Annotated in this window: 13 protein-coding genes; 10 read left to right on the top strand and 3 right to left on the bottom strand. The window is 62.5% G+C overall.

Annotation, left to right across the window (positions count from 1 at the left end; genetic code table 11):
* The first annotated feature begins 1 nt into the window (after nucleotide 1).
* The 9 genes from IPM12_13725 to IPM12_13685 all read left to right on the top strand — a co-directional run bounded on the left by IPM12_13725 (nucleotide 2) and on the right by IPM12_13685 (nucleotide 14261).
* The gene (locus IPM12_13725) at nucleotides 2–2974 is read left to right on the top strand and encodes a fibronectin type III domain-containing protein (protein ID MBK9148862.1); all 2973 of its coding nucleotides are present in this window, start codon (nucleotides 2–4) and stop codon (nucleotides 2972–2974) included.
* Nucleotides 2975–3142: 168 nt separating this feature from the next.
* Nucleotides 3143–5053, top strand: a complete 1911-nt coding sequence (locus IPM12_13720; protein MBK9148861.1) for a type IIA DNA topoisomerase subunit B — start codon at nucleotides 3143–3145, stop codon at nucleotides 5051–5053.
* Nucleotides 5053–5778: a hypothetical protein gene (locus IPM12_13715; GenBank protein MBK9148860.1), complete on the top strand. Its 726-nt coding sequence runs from the start codon at nucleotides 5053–5055 to the stop codon at nucleotides 5776–5778. Before IPM12_13720 ends, IPM12_13715 begins: the two co-directional genes overlap by 1 nt.
* Nucleotides 5775–6191 (top strand): hypothetical protein, encoded by a 417-nt coding sequence (locus tag IPM12_13710; protein ID MBK9148859.1) that lies wholly within the window; start codon nucleotides 5775–5777, stop codon nucleotides 6189–6191. Before IPM12_13715 ends, IPM12_13710 begins: the two co-directional genes overlap by 4 nt.
* Nucleotides 6192–6198: 7 nt before the next feature.
* The gene (locus IPM12_13705) at nucleotides 6199–8925 is read left to right on the top strand and encodes a DNA gyrase/topoisomerase IV subunit A (protein ID MBK9148858.1); all 2727 of its coding nucleotides are present in this window, start codon (nucleotides 6199–6201) and stop codon (nucleotides 8923–8925) included.
* Between the two features lie 296 nt (nucleotides 8926–9221).
* Nucleotides 9222–10640 (top strand): T9SS type A sorting domain-containing protein, encoded by a 1419-nt coding sequence (locus tag IPM12_13700; GenBank protein MBK9148857.1) that lies wholly within the window; start codon nucleotides 9222–9224, stop codon nucleotides 10638–10640.
* 519 nt (nucleotides 10641–11159) lie between these two features.
* Nucleotides 11160–12407: an adenylate/guanylate cyclase domain-containing protein gene (locus IPM12_13695; GenBank protein ID MBK9148856.1), complete on the top strand. Its 1248-nt coding sequence runs from the start codon at nucleotides 11160–11162 to the stop codon at nucleotides 12405–12407.
* Nucleotides 12408–12536: 129 nt separating this feature from the next.
* On the top strand, nucleotides 12537–13343 hold the full coding sequence (locus IPM12_13690) for a hypothetical protein (GenBank protein MBK9148855.1): 807 nt from the start codon (nucleotides 12537–12539) through the stop codon (nucleotides 13341–13343).
* A 3-nt stretch (nucleotides 13344–13346) separates the two neighbouring features.
* Nucleotides 13347–14261 carry a class D beta-lactamase gene (locus IPM12_13685; protein ID MBK9148854.1) on the top strand — a complete coding sequence of 305 codons (915 nt, stop codon included), beginning with the start codon at nucleotides 13347–13349 and terminating at the stop codon, nucleotides 14259–14261.
* A 54-nt stretch (nucleotides 14262–14315) separates the two neighbouring features.
* On the opposite strand, the gene nhaD is transcribed toward IPM12_13685, so the two are convergent.
* On the bottom strand, nucleotides 14316–15614 hold the full coding sequence (gene nhaD, locus IPM12_13680) for a sodium:proton antiporter NhaD (protein MBK9148853.1): 1299 nt from the start codon (nucleotides 15612–15614) through the stop codon (nucleotides 14316–14318).
* Nucleotides 15615–15824: 210 nt separating this feature from the next.
* On the opposite strand from nhaD, the gene IPM12_13675 reads away from it, so the two are divergent.
* A complete protein-coding gene (locus IPM12_13675; protein MBK9148852.1) occupies nucleotides 15825–16583 on the top strand; it encodes a DUF475 domain-containing protein in 759 nt (252 codons plus the stop codon).
* 128 nt (nucleotides 16584–16711) lie between these two features.
* On the opposite strand, the gene IPM12_13670 is transcribed toward IPM12_13675, so the two are convergent.
* Together IPM12_13670 and IPM12_13665 are read right to left on the bottom strand one after the other, a co-directional pair.
* Nucleotides 16712–17197 carry a hypothetical protein gene (locus IPM12_13670; protein ID MBK9148851.1) on the bottom strand — a complete coding sequence of 162 codons (486 nt, stop codon included), beginning with the start codon at nucleotides 17195–17197 and terminating at the stop codon, nucleotides 16712–16714.
* Between the two features lie 118 nt (nucleotides 17198–17315).
* Nucleotides 17316–17663 (bottom strand): hypothetical protein, encoded by a 348-nt coding sequence (locus IPM12_13665; protein ID MBK9148850.1) that lies wholly within the window; start codon nucleotides 17661–17663, stop codon nucleotides 17316–17318.
* Between the last annotated feature and the right edge of the window lie 109 nt (nucleotides 17664–17772).

The following is a 17772-nucleotide window of genomic DNA, read 5'->3' as shown; positions in this document are numbered from 1 at the left end:
CATGAAGCGCATCCTCGCCTCCCTCGTTCTTTTCTTCCCGGTCTTCGTGCTCGCCCAAGAGCCCGCGCGATTGGTCCATGAGCGCATCTCCGACGCGCGCGCGGATGGTAAGGCCTTCACCAGCGTGCGGCTCTTCGTCCACGAACGCCTTGGCGCGGGGTCTGACGCGCTCTGGTCAGCAGCGGTTCGCCATGCCGATGTGCTGCGCTTCGATGCATCTGCTGCCAGCGGCTTGATGGATGCGCCTTTGGAACGCATATCCCTTGAGCTGCCCAGCAGCACAGGCATGGTGGTGCTCGACCTGATCCAAGCGGACCTCTTCGCCGATGGCTTCCAGGTCACCGCATCCGCCAATGGCGCTCGCGCCGATGTGGGAATCGGGATCCATTATCGCGGCGTTCTGCGCGACGAACCGAACTCGCTGGCTGCGATCAGCATCTTCCCCGATCACGTCATGGGCATCATCAGCGATACTCAGGGCAGCCGCGTCCTCGGACCCGTGGAGGGCGACCCCCAGCGACGCCATGTGCTCTATCGTGATGCTGACCTGTTCGGCGATCCCGGCTTCTCCTGCGGTGTGGACGACCTGGTGGAGGCGTACACGGAGGAAGAGCTGAGGCCGCAGGGCGGGCGCAAGAGCATCAAGTGCCTGAACATCTATTGGGAGGCCGATTACGACCTCTTCCAGAACAAGGGCAGCGTGGCCAATGTCACCAGCTACCTCACCGGCCTATTCAATCAGATGGCCATCCTATTCGACAACGATGGCGTGGACATGCAGCTCTCGGAGATCTTCGTGTGGACAGAGGCGAGTCCTTACACCGGGACCAACAGCGCCCAACAGCTCAATCTCTTCGGTACGCACCGCACCAGTTTCAATGGCAACCTGGCGCACCTGCTTGAGTTGAGCAACTACGGCGGACGGGCTTATCTCAATACCATCTGCAGCAGCACCAGCGTGCGCATGGCTTATAGCGGAATCAATTCAAGCTACAATAACGTGCCCACCTACAGTTGGAGCGTGATGGTGGTGGCGCACGAGACCGGGCACAACCTGGGGAGCAGCCACACGCATGCCTGCGTATGGAACGGCAACGGCACGGCCATCGATGGTTGCGGACCGACGGCGGGCTACACCGAGGGCTCATGCCCCAATGCGGGCCTTCCATCCGGCGGCGGCACCATCATGAGTTATTGCCACCTGATCGGTGGAACGGGCATCAATCTCTCGCTGGGCTTCGGCCCGCAGCCAGCGGCCTTGATCGTGAACCGGGTGAACAGCGCCAGCTGCCTCACCGCTTGTGGCAGCAGCTGCGATCCGCCGCTGCCGCTCACCGTCACCAACCTCACCGCTGTGAGCGCCACCTTGGGCTGGGCCAACTTCGGCCTGGGCAATTACACCCTTCGCTGGAAGCCCACGAGCAGCGGCACGTGGACCACCGTCACCGGCCTTACGGGCACCACCTACAACCTCACCGGACTCACGCAGGATACCGAGTATGAATTCCAAGTGCTCAGCGTGTGCGCGAGCAGCAGCTCGGCCTACAGTACCAGCCGCGTGTTCAACACCCCGATTCCGTGCGTGGATAATTACGAGCCGAACAACAGCACGGGTGCGGCCACGTTGGTCACGCTGCCCGCGTCGCGCAACGGCCTGATCAGCCCGACAGGTGACAACGACTATTTCCGATTCACCTTGAGTGCCACGGGAACCATCAACATGGGCTTGAGCAATCTCCCGGCTGATTTTGACCTGAACCTCCGGAATAGCGCAGGAGCCATCGTCGCATCCTCTTCAGCCGGTGGCACCAGCAACGAGTCCATCTCCTACGCGAATGCCGCGCCTGGTGATTATTACGCGCAGGTCTTCGGCTGGAACGGCGCCAACAATGCATCGGTGTGCTACCTGCTCACCGTGAGCTATCTGGCCCCGTCCTGCACCGCTCCGCAAGGGCTCAGCTCCAGCAGCATCACGTACAACAGCGCGCAGATCTCCTGGACCGCCGGGCTTACGGCGATCAGCTACGATCTGCGCTGGAAGCCATCTGCCAGCAGCACCTGGACCAACGTGAACGGGCTCTCCACCAACAGCTACGCGCTTACCGGCCTCGATCCGCTCACGAGCTACGATGTGCAGGTGCGCTCCGTGTGCGATGGCCCCGGCGGCACGCAGGGCAACACTTCGACCTACACGCAGACCCACAGCTTCACCACGCTCGAAGCGCCATGCGAAGTGGTGCCGCGTTCGGTGGTGGCCGCCAAGGTCTTCTTGGAAGGACCATACGAACAGGTCACAGGCTTGATGCTCGATAGCCTGCGCAAACTGAACCTCATCCCGCTCACCGAGCCGTACTCGGCCATGGGCTACACCGTGACCGGGCCCGCCACCTGCACACCGGGCAGGCTCCTGGTCGCGGGCAATGATGCCATTGTCGATTGGGTGCTGGTGGAGCTGCGCGAGAACAGTTCGCCGTACAGCGTGCTCGAAGCGCGCGTCGGATTGCTGGAGCGTGATGGCGATGTGGTGGCACCCGACGGCACTTCTCCCTTGGGCTTCTGTCCGCCGGCGGGCACCTATCGGGTGGCGGTCCGTCATCGGAACCACTTGGGCGCCATGACCGGCAGTGGTATCGCATTGAGCGGTGCGGCCACGGCGGTGGATCTCACCTTGAGCGGCACTTCGACATACGGCACCAATGCGCTCAAAGCGATCGGCAGCGTGATGGCGCTTTGGGCCGGCAACGTGTGGACGGATGCGGCCTTGCGCTACACCGGCCAGGACAACGACCGTGACCCGATCCTCGAAGCGATCGGGGGCAGCGTGCCCACGGCCACGATCGCCGGGTATCATCTGAGCGATGTGAACCTCGACGGCACCGTGAAGTACACCGGGCAGGACAACGACCGCGACCCGATCCTCACCAACATCGGCGGGAGCGTGCCCACCAGCACCTTGCAGGAGCAGTTGCCGTAGTGCCCAGCAGTCCTTCCTTGGAGCGCATCGGGCCGGACCGGAAGTGTTGAAAACCCTCATCGATCGTGGATAACCGGAGTTTTCCACAGCCGTGAGCCCCTACGGTGGCAGGATACCTTCGGCCCATCGCCGCGAACCCGCGCCAATGCTGGGATCCGGCGGGAGGGCATGAGCAACGCGAGCTACGGGGAAGAGCATATTCGATCACTCGATTGGAAAGAGCACATCCGCCTGCGGCCGGGCATGTACATCGGCAAGCTGGGTGATGGCAGCAGCTACGACGACGGCATCTACATCCTGCTGAAGGAGGTGCTCGACAATTGCATCGACGAGTACGTGATGGGCCACGGCAAGAAGGTGGACATCACCATCGAGGGCTCACGGGTCACCGTGCGCGATTACGGCCGTGGCGTTCCCTTGGGCAAGGTGGTGGACGTGGTGAGCAAGATCAACACCGGCGCCAAATACGACAGCAAGGCCTTCAAGAAGAGCGTGGGCTTGAACGGCGTGGGCACCAAGGCGGTGAATGCGCTGAGCAGCTATTTCAGGATTGAGAGCGTGCGCGACGGCGAGCTGATGAAGGCCGAGTTCGACCGCGGCGTGCTGCGCAAGAACAACAAGCCGGTGAAGACCGACGAGCCCAACGGCACGCGCGTGGTCTTCGAGCCCGATGAGCAGATGTTCCGCAGCTATCAGTTTCGCGACCCGCACATCGAGCGGTTGCTGCGCAACTACTGCTACCTGAACACTGGCCTGGCCATCTACTGCAACGGCACCAAGTACCAGAGCAAGGAAGGCCTCAAGGACCTGCTGGTGGAGCGCATGGACGGCGAGCCCCTCTACCCGATCATCCACCTGCGCGGCGACGACATCGAAGTGGCCATCACCCACGCCAATCACTATGGCGAGGACTACTACAGCTTCGTGAACGGCCAGCACACCACGCAGGGCGGCACGCACCAGGGCGCCTTCCGCGAGGCCGTGGCCAAAACGGTGAAGGACTTCTTCAAGAAGGACTGGGAAGCCGGTGATGTGCGCACCGGCATCGTGGCGGCCGTGGCCGTGAAGGTGATCGAGCCCGTGTTCGAGAGCCAGACCAAGACCAAGCTCGGCAGCCTGGAGATCGAGCCCGGCGGCCAGAGCATGCGCTCCTTCGTGGGCGACTTCATCGGCAAGGAGCTCGACAACTACCTGCACAAGCACCCCGAGGTGGCGCAGGTGCTGCTCGACCGGATCCAGCAGAACGAGCGCGAGCGCAAGGAGCTCAGCGGCATCCGCAAGCTGGCCCGCGAGCGCGCGAAGAAGGCCAGCCTGCACAACCGGAAATTGCGCGATTGCCGCATCCACCTCACCGATGCCAAGAAGGACGAAGCGCTGAAGCTGGCCACCACGCTCTTCATCACCGAGGGCGACAGCGCCAGCGGCAGCATCACCAAGAGCCGCAACGTGGAGACCCAGGCCGTCTTCAGCCTGAAGGGCAAGCCGCTCAACTGCTACGGCCTCACCAAGAAGGTGGTGTACGAGAACGAGGAGTTCAACCTGATCCAGGCCGCGCTCGACATCGAGGACGGCATGGACGGCCTGCGCTACAACCGTATCGTGATCGCCACTGATGCCGATGTGGACGGCATGCACATCCGCCTGCTGCTGATGACCTTCTTCCTGCAGTTCTTCCCCGAGGTGGTGAAGAACGATCACCTGTACATCCTGCAAACGCCGCTCTTCCGCGTGCGCAACAAGAAGGAGACGATCTACTGCTACAGCGATGAGGAGCGCCAGCGGGCCATCCTGAAGCTCGGCAAGGGCCACGAGATCACGCGCTTCAAGGGCCTCGGTGAGATCAGCCCCGACGAGTTCAAGCACTTCATCGGCGAGGACATACGGCTGGAGCCGGTGATGATCACCAAGGATGCCAGCGTACACGACCTCCTCGAGTTCTACATGGGCAAGAACACGCCCGCGCGCCAGGATTTCATCATCCGGAACCTCAAGGTGGAGAAGGACCTGCTGGAGGAACAGGCCATCGACCCGGTGAAGGTGATCGCCCGTAAACTGGAGGAGGTGGAGGAAGAGGCATGATGCGGCGCAGGATCATACCCGTTGCGCTGGCCCTGGTGGTTCTTTCCGCCACGCGAGCCCGTGCCCAGGGCACCGGAACCCTGCGCGTGCTCTGCGAGCCGCAGGCCACCTGCAGCTACGTGCTCGATGGCCAGCACCGCATGCAGGACCGCGAGCTCACGCTGCTCGAAGGCCCGCACCGCCTCGTGCTCTGGGCGCCCGAGCGCCGCATGCTCGATACCACCGTGAAGGTGATGCCCGGCGCGCTGAATGAACTGCGCGTGCAACTGCGCTATAGCGAGGAGTTCATCGCCTACAACAAGAAGAGCCAGCGCTTCAAGCGCGACGACCGCTGGCTGCGCTATGGCACGCCGGTGCTTGCCGTAGGAGCTGCCGCCTGGTTCGGCATCAGCACCTGGAAGGCCGTTGATGCGCAGCGAGCCATCAACGACCTGGAGACCGTTTACCACGAGAGCGCGAACCCGGCGCGCATCGCCGACCTGAAAGGGCAGGAGATCCCCGACGCCAACCAGAAGCTGAGGCAGGCGCGCACCTTGATGGCGGTGAGCGGCGGTGTACTGGCGGCATCGGGCGCGGCCTGGTGGTACGTGAAGAAGGTGCGCGCCAAGCGCACGCCGCCCGTGTTCGAGGACAAGGAGAAGGCGCGCTTCGATGGGCTGGTATGGGTGCCCGATGCCGACGGCCACGGGATGTGGATGGCTGGCTTGACCATTCCCCTGCGATGAAGCACGCCCTCCTCGCAATCAGCATCGCGCTGCTCGCCCTCGGCTGCGGCAAGGGCGAGCTCGACCCCGCCTCGCTCACGAGCAATCCCTTCGATGCCGATTACGATGGCCCCCCGGTCTTCGTGTACGACAGCACCTACACGCAGAACGTGACCATACCGGGCGGCATCATCATCAACCAGGTGATCGCCTTCCATGTGAAGGGCGAACTGCTGCCGGCCAATAACGGATACTCGGTGAGGGTGGTGGAAACCGCTACGGGCGATTCGACCTTGATCGATCCCATCCCCTCGGACAACAACCGCTTCCGGTACAGCCGCGCCAACCCCGTGGTGGGCACCCTGTGCGTGCGCCTCGGCTTGCACAACAACAACGCCACCAGTCGCCGCGAAGAGATCTGCGCAACCCTGTGAGAAAGACATGAGCAACGACATCGACAATCCCGAAGGCAATCCCGAAGGCCTGGGCCATGTGCCCGCTGGCGGCCAGGCCGGCGGCTTCAGCGTGAGCGGCATGTACAAGGACTGGTTCCTGGACTATGCCAGCTACGTGATCCTGGAGCGCGCCGTGCCCGCGCTCTACGATGGCCTCAAGCCCGTGCAGCGCCGCATCCTGCACGCCATGGATGACCTGGACGATGGCCGCTACAACAAGGTGGCCAACATCATCGGCCACGCCATGCAGTACCACCCGCACGGCGATGCCAGCATCGGTGATGCCCTGGTGCAGCTCGGGCAGAAGGACCTGCTGATCGATTGCCAGGGCAACTGGGGCAACACGCTCACCGGCGACAGCGCCGCTGCGCCGCGCTACATCGAGGCCCGTTTGAGCAAGTTCGCCAAGGAGGTCGTCTTCAACCCCAAGACCACCGAATGGCAGCTCAGCTACGACGGCCGCAACAAGGAACCGGTGTTCCTGCCCGTGAAATTCCCGCTGCTGCTGGCGCAGGGCGCCGAAGGCATCGCGGTGGGCCTCAGCTGCAAATTGCTGCCGCACAACTTCAACGAGCTCTGCGATGCCAGCGTGGCCGTGCTGCGCAAGCGCTCCTTCGAGCTGCTGCCCGATTTCCCCACTGGCGGCCTGGCTGATGTGAGCAACTACAGCGAGGGCGAGCGCGGCGGCCGCGTGCGCTGCCGGGCGCGCATCAGGAAGCTCGACAACAAGACCCTCGAGGTCACCGAGATCCCTTTCGGCACCACCACCACTTCGCTCATGGAGAGCATCGTGAAGGCCAACGAGAAGGGCAAGATCAAGGTGCGCCACATCGATGACAATACCGCCGAGCACGTCTCCATCATCATCCACCTCGCCGCCGGCGTGAGCCCCGATACCACCATCGATGCGCTCTACGCCTTCACCGATTGCGAGGTGAGCCTGGCGCCGAACGCCGTGGTGATCGAGAACGACAAGCCGCGCTTCGTGAGCGTGAAGGAGCTGCTGCGCATCAGCACGGAGAACACCCTGCGGCTCCTGGAGCTGGAGTTGAAGATCAAGAAGAGCGAACTAGAGGAGCAATGGCACTTCGCCTCGCTCGAGCGCATCTTCATCGAGAAGAAGGTCTATCGCAGGATCGAAGAGGCCGAGACCTGGGAGGAGGTCATCAGCTTCATCGACAAGGGCCTGAAGCCGCACATCCAGGAACTGAAGCGGCCGGTGACCCAAGAGGACATCGTCCGCCTAACGGAGATCAGGATCAAGCGCATCTCGAAGTTCGACAGCTTCAAGGCCGATGAGCACATCAAGCAGCTGGCCGAGCAGATCAAGGAGGTGAAGGGCAAGCTGGACCACCTGGTGGACCACGCGGTGGATTGGTTCAAGGACCTGAAGAAGAAGTACGGATCCGGTCGCGAGCGAAAGACCGAGCTGCGCGCCTTCGACACGATCGTGGCGGCCAAGGTGGCCGTGGCCAACAAGAAGCTCTACGTGGACCGCAAGGAGGGCTTCATGGGCTGGAGCCTGAAGGAGGCGGAGCTCGTGACCGAATGCTCCGAGATGGACGACATCATCGTGTTCCGCATCAACGGCAGCATGACGGTGACCAGGATGGCCGACAAGAAATTCGTGGGCAAGGGCATCGAGCACATCGCCGTGTTCAAGAAGAACGATGAGCGCACCATCTACCACATGGTGTATCAGGATGGCGTGAAAGGCCCTTACTACATGAAGCGCTTCGTGGTCACCGGCATCACGCGCGACAAGGAGTACGACCTCACCGGCGGCGCGCCCGGAAGCACCCTGGAGTACTTCACCTGCAACCCCGATGGCGCCAGCGAGGTGATCACCGTGGTGCTGAAGCCGAGGCCCAACCTGCGCAAGACCAAGTTCGATGTGGATTTCGCGGAGCTGGCGGTGAAGGGGCGCGGCAGCAAGGGCAACCTGCTCACCCGCTACACGGTGCAGAAGGTGACCCAGAAGGAGCGCGGCACCAGCACCCTCGGTGCCATCCCCGTGTGGTACGACGAGACCGTGCGCCGCCTGAACGACACCGGCCACGGGCGCTACCTCGGCCGCTTCAAGGGCGAGGACCGCATCCTGTGCATCAGCAAGAGCGGCACCTACCAGCTCTTCCCCTTCGTGCTCAGCACCCACTTCCCCGACGATGCCCTCACCGTGGTGAAGTGGAACCCCAAGGACGTGGTGAGCGCCGTTTACTGGGACGGCGAGAAGGAGCAGTTCAATGTGAAGCGCTTCCAGGTGGAGCCCTCGCGCGAGGCCGTCTCCTTCATCACCGAGCACGACCAGAGCAAGCTCGTGCTGCACAGCCTGGTGCCCGAGCCCGAGCTGCACATCGCCTACGACAAGCGCAGCACCACGCGCGCTGACGAGGACATCGACCTGGCCGGCTTCATCGGCGTGAAAGGGGTGAAGGCCATCGGCAACCGCCTCACTCCGCACAAGGTGAAGGAGCTCACGCTGAACTCGCCGGTCTTCATCCCCCTCACCCCGGAGCAGGAAGAGGTGCAGGGCATGCTCATCACCGAGGACGAGATCGGCAACCTCGATGCACCGGAAGAGGAAGGCCTGGAGGAAAGCCCCATGAAGCAGATGAAGCGCGCCAAGCGCACCTCAGCCGAGGAAATCAGCCCGGAGGATCCGCTCACCGGCTACAAGCCCGGCAAGCAGATCACGTTGGGGCTGGATGAGTAGGGGGCGCCTTTCGATCACGGGTGCAAGTGAACCTCGCCAGGGTCACCCGGAGAGGACCCGGCGCGCGAAGCCGATCACGCAAGGTCCCGGCCTTTCGGGCCTGAGGCGGAGAACCGGCGGAGGCGTCAGGGGAACGGACTAGAAATCATTTCAGGATGAGGTAGTTCAAGTCGAGAAGCGGGCAACTGCCGGTCCCCGTATAGACTTGTTCTAAGGCCCTTTTGAGGTGTACTTTCGGCATCGTAGCGTGCGGCAGTTGAATCAACGCTTACATGACCATGAGAATACATCTAAACGTGAAAGTCATCATCCTCATCTCCATGGTCCTATTCAATCTGAATTCCACGGCACAGAGGATATCAGGAGGATCCTCGCATTCCCTAGCTCTGTGCGGCAGCGGTTACGCCATGACCTGGGGGGCGAATCACGATGGCGAGTTAGGCAATGGAGAAACAATCACCACCGGGTGCTTTTGTGAAACGAGTCCTGTTGACGTGATAACGCTTGGGGGCATTACCGCAGTCTCCGGTGGTGAAGGTCACTCCCTGGCACTTACTAGCGATAGCATCGTCTGGGCGTGGGGAGGGAACAGTAGTGGCCAATTGGGCAATGGCACCACCTTGAACAGCAGCACACCAGTGCAGGTGAGCGGCCTCTCAGGCATAGTCGCGATTTCCGGTGGAGGAATGCATTCCGTTGCTCTGAAGCATGACGGTACCGTTTGGGCCTGGGGTAGGAATGAGCGAGGCGAACTTGGTAATGGAGCACTCGTAGCCAGCAGCACACCTGTCCAAGTACTCGGACTAACGAACATGGTTTCTATTGGAGCTGGGAGGTACCATACACTTGCCGTGAGAAATGATGGTACGGTCTGGGCATGGGGCTGGAACGCATGGGGGCAATTGGGGGATGGGTCTATCGCCGCTGGCGGATGCTTATGCGAAACATTGGCCGTCCAAGTAGGCGGACTCGCGGATATCGTGGCAGTTTCAGGTGGAGCAGAGCATTCACTGGGTCTAATGGGCAATGGCACGGTATGGGCGTGGGGTGAGAACGCGTGGGGGCAGTTGGGAGACGGCACAACAATCACCACAGGGTGCCACTGCAACCCGAATCCTGTGCAGGTCAGCGGGCTCACGAATATCACAGCCATCTCAGGCGCAGCCGCCCACTCCGTTGCGATGAGCACCGATGGAACTGTTTGGTCATGGGGAAGGAACATCGAAGGCGAATTGGGCAATGGAACCACATCTCTCAGCAGTAACCTTCCTGTTCAAGTAAGCGGACTGACAAATGTTGTCGCCATCGCCGGAAGCAATTACGCCACACATGCGGTCAAGGAGGATGGAACAGTCTGGGGTTGGGGACGGAATAACTTCGCGCAACTTGGGGATGGCACCACTTCCGACAGGCCTGCCCCCGTGCAGATGAACGGCCTTTGCTCGATATGGGTTGGCTTGGACGAGTCTGATGATCATACATCAGTAGCCGTATATCCTAATCCAACATCCGGTGAATTCGTTGTTGAGGGCCGAGATGGGCTGAGGTTCACAGGCTGCGATATCCGGAATGCACTAGGGCAATATGTGCATTCATCCTCCTTAATTGTCTCCAAGCTCGATATCGACCTGTCCGAGTTGCCCAGTGGTGTTTACATGCTTGTAATCAAGGTTGCGAACGGTCAAGCGCTGTCACGGAGGCTGATGAAGGAATAGTCTTCATCCCGCTTAAGACGACCTGACATGCACTCCCGGTCAAATGGTCTTGCCGATAACGGGTGTCGTGGCATCTAGTGAAGGATTATGGAGTGCCGACTCGAAACTGCTCGGTTTGTGGTGGAAGCTGTTCGAACACTGCAGCATCGGCGAAGATTGCCCAAGCGGCGTAAGTTGGGTCTTCTTCCTCTCAGGGCCTTCGCGGTGCAGGTCAAACTGCTGGAATTTTTCAATTCTGCCGGACCTTCGCCGAAGGTCACCACCACTCGTCCATCAGCCTGAGTAGGCCTCCCGCTTCTGGGGCCCTGCGTTCTGAAGGTTCGGAGGTTTGAGAATCCCAGCTTCTTCACCTAGGCGAGAAATTCAACATCTGCCGCCTGCTTGCACGATTGCTAGGCGGACCATGAGGAGAAAGTGATAGACTTGCTTATGGGGGGCGCACGCGTTTCGCCTACTGGGCATGGAGCCGGGAGATGAGGCGCCGTGGGAGCCGTGTGATCCGTTCGCTGTTTCGATGGCATGAGCCGCTTGATGACCGACATGACCGGGACCATCGCCAAGTACTTCATCGAGATACCGCCGGTCATCTCGTTCCGCAACTACCGCTTCTACCTGGTGGGCAACGTGGCGTACAACTTCGCCCTGTTCGTGCATTCGCTGTGGGCGGTGCTCTTTGGCGTGCTCGGCGTCACGCAGTTGATGTATTTCAACCTGGGGAGCGTCGCCATCTTCATCGCGTGCATCGTCCTCAATCGGCGCGGCATCCACATGTTCCCCACCATCATCGGTGTGGGGGAGGTGATCGCCCACCAGGTGTACGCCTGCCATCTGTTGGGCGTTGACTCCGGGTACCAGCTCTACATCCTCGTGGTCTCGCTGTTCCCCTTCATCATGCCGGCCTGGCGGCCATGGATCAAGGCCTTGCTCTTCCTTTTCAGCCTCGCCGGCTACCTGGCGATCGAGGCCGTGCTGAAAGGCGTTCCGCCCGTGGTGCGCCTCGATCCGTCACTGCTGTACGCGTTGAACATCTCGAACATCTGCTTCGGCTTCATCTGCCTGGCCATCTGGGGCATCTATTTCAACTTCGCGGTGTACCGGACCGAGGAGAAGCTCGATGCGGAATTGGACAAGTCGGAGCAGCTCCTGCTCAACATCCTGCCCGGCCCCATCGCGGCGGAGCTGAAGGAAACGGGTGCAGCCGAGGCAAGGGACTTCGAACGGGCCACTATCCTGTTCACCGACTTCAAGGATTTCACCCGCCATTCCGAAGTGCTCAGCGCGCGTGAGCTGGTGGACGAGATCAACGCCTGCTTCAAGGAGTTCGATCGGATCATCACGGACCATGGCGTCGAGAAGATCAAGACCATCGGCGATTCGTACATGGCCGTGGGCGGTGTGCCGCAACCGGGCATCGGCTCGCCCTCCAAGGTGGTCCATGCGGCGCTGGCCATGCAAGCGTTCATGGTGGAGCGTAAGAAGCGGCGCCTGTCCGAGAATCTGCATGCCTTCGAGATGCGCGTGGGTATCCACACCGGCCCGGTGGTGGCGGGCATCGTGGGCGTGAAGAAGTTCCAGTACGACATCTGGGGCGATACGGTGAACACCGCCAGCCGCATGGAAAGCAGCGGTGAGGTGGGGCAGGTGAACATCAGCGAGGCGACCTACCAGCTCGTGAAGAATGAGCCCGGCCTCACCTTCACGCCGCGCGGCAAAGTGCAGGCGAAGGGGAAGGGGGAGATGGAGATGTATTTCGCGGCATGCGCTTGATCGAGCTCATTGCGGCAACCTCTAGACGCGCTCACCGGTCACAACCCGGCAAGCAGATCACGCTGGGGCTGGATGAGTAGGGGAGCGCTCCCTCGCCCCGCCGTCCTACATTTCCGCCGCCCCACCGCCATGAAACCACTTGCCTTCATCGCCCTGTCCGGCATCGCCTTGCTCGTTGCCGCCTGCTCCGGCCCGCGCTTGGAGGAGAAGGGTTTCCAAGTGGGTCCGGTGGCAAGCGGTTCCGATACCGCAGCGGCCAGCGGCTTGGATCAGGACTCCCTGGCCTTCGAGACGCGGCCGAGCAACGTGCTGCTCACGGGCATGCCCGGCATCCGGCTCGTCACGCTCTACAAGGTGAACCGCCGCAAGGACGATGGCCGCAGCTTCATCGGCTCGAACAGCTTCCATTACCGCTACGATGAGGGCGACGACGACCTGCTGAACAACTGGAACGGCCACCTGATGCCCGGCTTCGAGGCGGCCTACGGCTACAACCTGGTGAACGTGGCGCACTACGACATCGCCAGCGGGGCGCAGCGGCGCTTCTTCGAGAAGCCGGTGCTGGTCAAGACGCTCTACTATCCGGCCTTCTCGCGCGATACGCTCAACGGCGCCCCCGTGGCCCGCGGCTTCTTCATGGTGAGCTGCTACGACGAGGACACCAACAAGGACGGCTTCATCAACACCAGGGACCTGCGGCGGTTCTATCATGTGGGAGCCGATGGCCAGCGCCTGGGCGCGCTGGTGCCCACCAACGCGTCGGTGATGAAATCGGAGTACGATCCCGCGAACGACCTCCTCTACGTGTTCGCGCGGGTGGATGAGAACGGGAACGGCAGGTCGGACGAGAACGAAGCGATCCAGGTGCATTGGATCGACCTGAAGGACCCCAAGCGCACGGGTACGGTGTACGGTGCGGGCACGGCGATGCCTTGATGCATGGAGCGGATGATCATGCCGAGGCAGATGCTTGATCCGGGCCCAAGCCGCAATCGCCGGCCTTCGGTCGCGGGCAGCAACGGGCGGCTGGCCATCCTGGTCCTTGGAGGAGCGGTGGTCGTCCAGCTCGGGCTGATCGGCTGCGGCGGTCCGTCGCTATCGGCGCCGGCGGCGACGCATGCGCAACGCGACGAGCTCAAGCACCTCTACACCGACCAGCAGCTCACCGGCTCCTTCATCGGCTACGATGCGCACCACGACCGCTGGCTCTACATCGACAGCGCGCGCTGCGACTCGGCCACCCTGCCCGCCAGCACCTTCAAGATCCTCGGCACGCTCATCGGCCTGGAGAGCGGCGTGCTGTCCGATGCCGATCAGGTGATCGCGTGGGATGGCCGCAACTACGGCCGCGAAGCCGCCAACCGCGACCTCACGCTCCGCGAGGCCTATGATGCCAGCGTGTACTGGTATTACCGCGAGACCGTGCGCCGCATCGGCCCGGCCGGTTTCAAGCAATGGCTCGATACCGTGGGCTACGGCAACGCCGACACCACGGGCGGCTTCGACCAATGCTGGGTGAGGGGAGGGCTGCGCATCACGCCGCGCCAGCAGATCGCCTTCCTGCGGAAGGTGCACGCCGAGGAGCTGCCCTTCAGCCCGCGCACCTATGCGCTCACCAAGGCCATCATGGTCCGGGAGGACACGCTGGGCCATGTGATGCGCGCCAAGACCGGCTGGGCCATGGGCGATGCCGGCAGCATCGGCTGGTACGTGGGCTGGGTGGATGCGCCCGACCGCGCGCCCTGCTTCTTCGCCAATCGGATCAGCACCGACGATACCGCGCACGCCACCTTCGCGGAGGCGCGCATCGGGATCGCGAAGGCGATCCTGAGGGAGGAAGGTGTGTGGCCGTGAGACAGGCAACGACTGAGACGCTAGCCACACGACTGCAAGACGGCGAGATAACGGTCAGCTATTCAGCAGCCAGAACGCGAGGATGCCGCCGAAGTAGCCGAGCGCGGCAGGGAAGGCCACCTTGCGCAGGTACCAGAGGAAATCGATGCCGAGGATCCCCATGGCCGCTACGCCGGAGGCGGATCCGATGATGAGGATGCTCCCGCCCGTGCCGGCGCACAGGGCGAGCAACGACCAGAATTCGCTGTCGGGCGCGAATTGGCTCAAGGGGTACATGCCCATGGCAGCGGCCACCAGCGGCACGTTGTCCACGATGGCGGACAGGAGGCCGATCGCGGTATTCACGGCGTAGATGCTGCCCAAGCGCTGGTCCAGCAGGTGCGCCGTATCGGTGAGGTGCCCTGCTACCTGCAGGCCGGCTACGGCGGTGAGGATCCCGAAGAAGAAGAGCACGCTGGGCACATCTATGCGGCGCAGCACGCTGGTCACCTTCAGGTGCCCGGAGTCGGATTCGATCTTGTTGCGGTGCAGCAATTCGGTCACGATCCACAGGATGCCCAGGCCCAGCAGGATGCCCATGTAGGGCGGGAGGTGCGTGAGCGTCTTGAAGACCGGCACGCCCAGCAGGGCGATCAGGCCCAAGGCCAGGATGAGCACCTGCTCGCCCCGGGGCACGGCCTTGTGGCTGCCTTGCTCCAGTTCCAGCTCGGGGCGCTGGATGCTGCCTTTGAAGGTGAGCGTGTACCACAGCATGGGCAGCAGCAGGCACACGAGGCTCGGCACGAAGAGCATCTTCATGATGCTGGCGGCGGTGACCTGGCCGCCGATCCACAGCATGATGGTGGTGACGTCGCCGATGGGGCTCCACGCGCCGCCGGCGTTGGCCGCGATCACCACGATGCCGGCCAGGATCCACAGGTCCTGCTTGTCCTTCACCAGTTTGCGCAGCAGGGCGCACATCACGATCGTGGTGGTCATGTTGTCCAGCGCAGCGCTGAGGAAGAAGGTGATGGTTCCCACCACCCAGATGAGCATCGATTTCCGCTGGCCGGTGATGCGGTCGGTGATCACCCGGAATCCCTCGTGCGCATCCACGAGCTCCACGATCGTCATGGCGCCCATGAGGAAGAAGAGGATGCTGGCGATCTCAGAGAGGTGCTCCAGCAGCTGGTGGTTGATCAGCTCGGCCCCTTGTGCCTCCGGGGCCAGGAGCGTGCTCTGGCCCAGCACGATGAGCACCCAGATGAGCACGCCGGTCACCAGGGCCGTGGCGGCCTTGTTGATGCTCAGTGGATGCTCCAGGGCGATGGCGAGGTAGCCGATCACGAAGACGATGGCGATTAGCGCGTACATGTTGTCGGGGGTGTTGGTGGTTTGGTGGTGCTTCTTCTTGTAGCCGGTTCGCGGCTCGGGTCAATTCAGTGGTTCCATTCCTTCAGTCGGCGCATGCACGGCCGTGGCGCGGCGAAGCGCGAGGGCACGAAACGGATCGTGTCGCCGGTTTCTTTCTTGCGGACCGTATCGATCGGATCGTCCCCGCTCTACGTTTGCGGGCCGTTCCGCATGATGCAGCATCTCGATGCCATCGCGGCCGACCCCGTAGGAAGCCTCCTCGCGGTCGGGAACCTGATCCTTATTGAGAGCCTGCTGTCGGTGGACAATGCAGCCGTGCTGGCCACGATGGTCATGGACCTGCCCACGCGCGAGCGCAACAAGGCGTTGAAGTACGGCATCATCGGCGCCTATGCCTTCCGCGGATTGTGCCTGCTCTTCGCCTCCCTCCTGGTGAAGATCTGGTGGCTCAAGCCCCTGGGGGGCATCTACCTGCTGATGATCTTCTGGAATTGGTTCAAGGGGAAGCGCACGCCGGCCAAGAGCGATGACTTCCTCGACAAGCGCAGCAACTGGTTCTATCGCCGCACCTCGGGCCTGTTCGGGGCGTTCTGGGCCACGGTGATCCTGGTGGAGCTCATGGACCTCGCCTTCTCCATCGACAATGTGTTCGCGGCCGTGGCCTTCACCGACAACATCGTCCTGATTTGGGTGGGCGTGTTCATCGGCATCCTGGCCATGCGCTTCGTGGCGCAAGGCTTCGTGCGCCTGATGAGCCGCTTCCCCTATCTGGAGAGCGCGGCCTTCATCGTGCTCGCGATCCTGGGCCTCAAGCTGGGCCTGTCCGTGCTGGATAAGCTCCTGCCCGGCCATTGGGTAACGGCGCTCCTGAGCAGCCACCGCATGGACCTCTTCGTATCGCTGCTCACCATCGCGATCTTCATCGGGCCGATCCTGATCGCGTGGATGATCACCCGATTGCGACGCTGAGGTCGCGCTGCGGCGCGCGGCCAGCGGGGCGCGCCGCGCGGTCTCAGCCGATTGCATTGCTTGTTCCATGCCAGTGGCTTGATCGAGGAGCGCAAGCGCCCTGCAGACCTTCCGCAGGGCGCTCGGCATCACGGCTTGCCTTTCAACCGGTCGTTGATCATGCGCGACCACTTGTCCGCGAATTGGAGCTCGCCATTCAGCGGCTGGGCCCCTTCGCGGTACAGTTCGAGCCGCAGTTCGGCGCCGCCCTTTTCCTTCAACTGGAACAGCAGCTCCAGGCGATCGGTCAGCGTGCCTCCGTTCGGGCCGTGCTCATTGCGGGTCGATTGCACGGTGCGGCAGGATCTCACCCGCGACAGGTCGATCCGCTGAGCAGCGGCCCCCTCATGGAGCGCATGGTAGCCGAACAGGATGTTCTGGCGCTCATCCAGCCCCAGGATCACGTGGTTGCAGGTCTCGTATTGCTGCACCTGGCAGCCGTGCTGCTTCGCGGCCAGGAGCAAGGGCTCCACCAAGCGCTTCGCTGTCCGCGCTCGGCTCCGGTAGTCCAGCGCGAAAGGCAAGGCGCAGGCCAGCATGAATGCAAGGCCGAAGGCGGCCGTTCCCCAGTCCATTTCCATCTTCTTGGTTCTTATTGATGTTCCGTGAAAGCCCCGTTGGGATGCGCGCCATGGCGCAGCCCGGAGAATGCGGGTCAACTTGCCGGTGAGGCAAGTGGCCGTCACGGACGCACTACCAGAAGCAGTGGAAGGGAAAGATGATCTCGGATTGCCGAAGCGCCAAGGCCACGCTTCTGGCTGCACGGGCATAGCCCGAGATGGATGCGCGTATGCAGCGCTCCTTGGCCCGGATCGCCGCCGCGAAACCCTTCGTCGGGCCCTTGACCGCCGGCACCGGAACCTCGTTCGAAGGGTTGATCAAGCCCTCGTTCGTTCCGGATTGGAGCACATAGAGGCCGGGACCGGATCCGTCCGGATGGCCGTGCTGCCCGACCTGGTGATCGTCGATGGCCTCCTGACCAACAGGATGCCGTGCCGCGATGACCGTCATCGCCGCCAGCAGCAGCAGGCTGAGCTTCACGCGGGCATTCCTCATCCGGCGAATGGGATTGCGAGCAAGCAGGAGCGAAGGGGCAGGGCCGCCCGCGAACTCGCTCTGGAACGGAAGCATCGGCAACTCCAAGTGGTGA

The sequence above is a fragment of the Flavobacteriales bacterium genome (genome assembly GCA_016716605.1).
In the GTDB taxonomy this organism is placed as follows: domain Bacteria; phylum Bacteroidota; class Bacteroidia; order Flavobacteriales_F; family PHOS-HE28; genus PHOS-HE28.
This window is presented reverse-complemented; position numbering and strand designations above follow the sequence as displayed.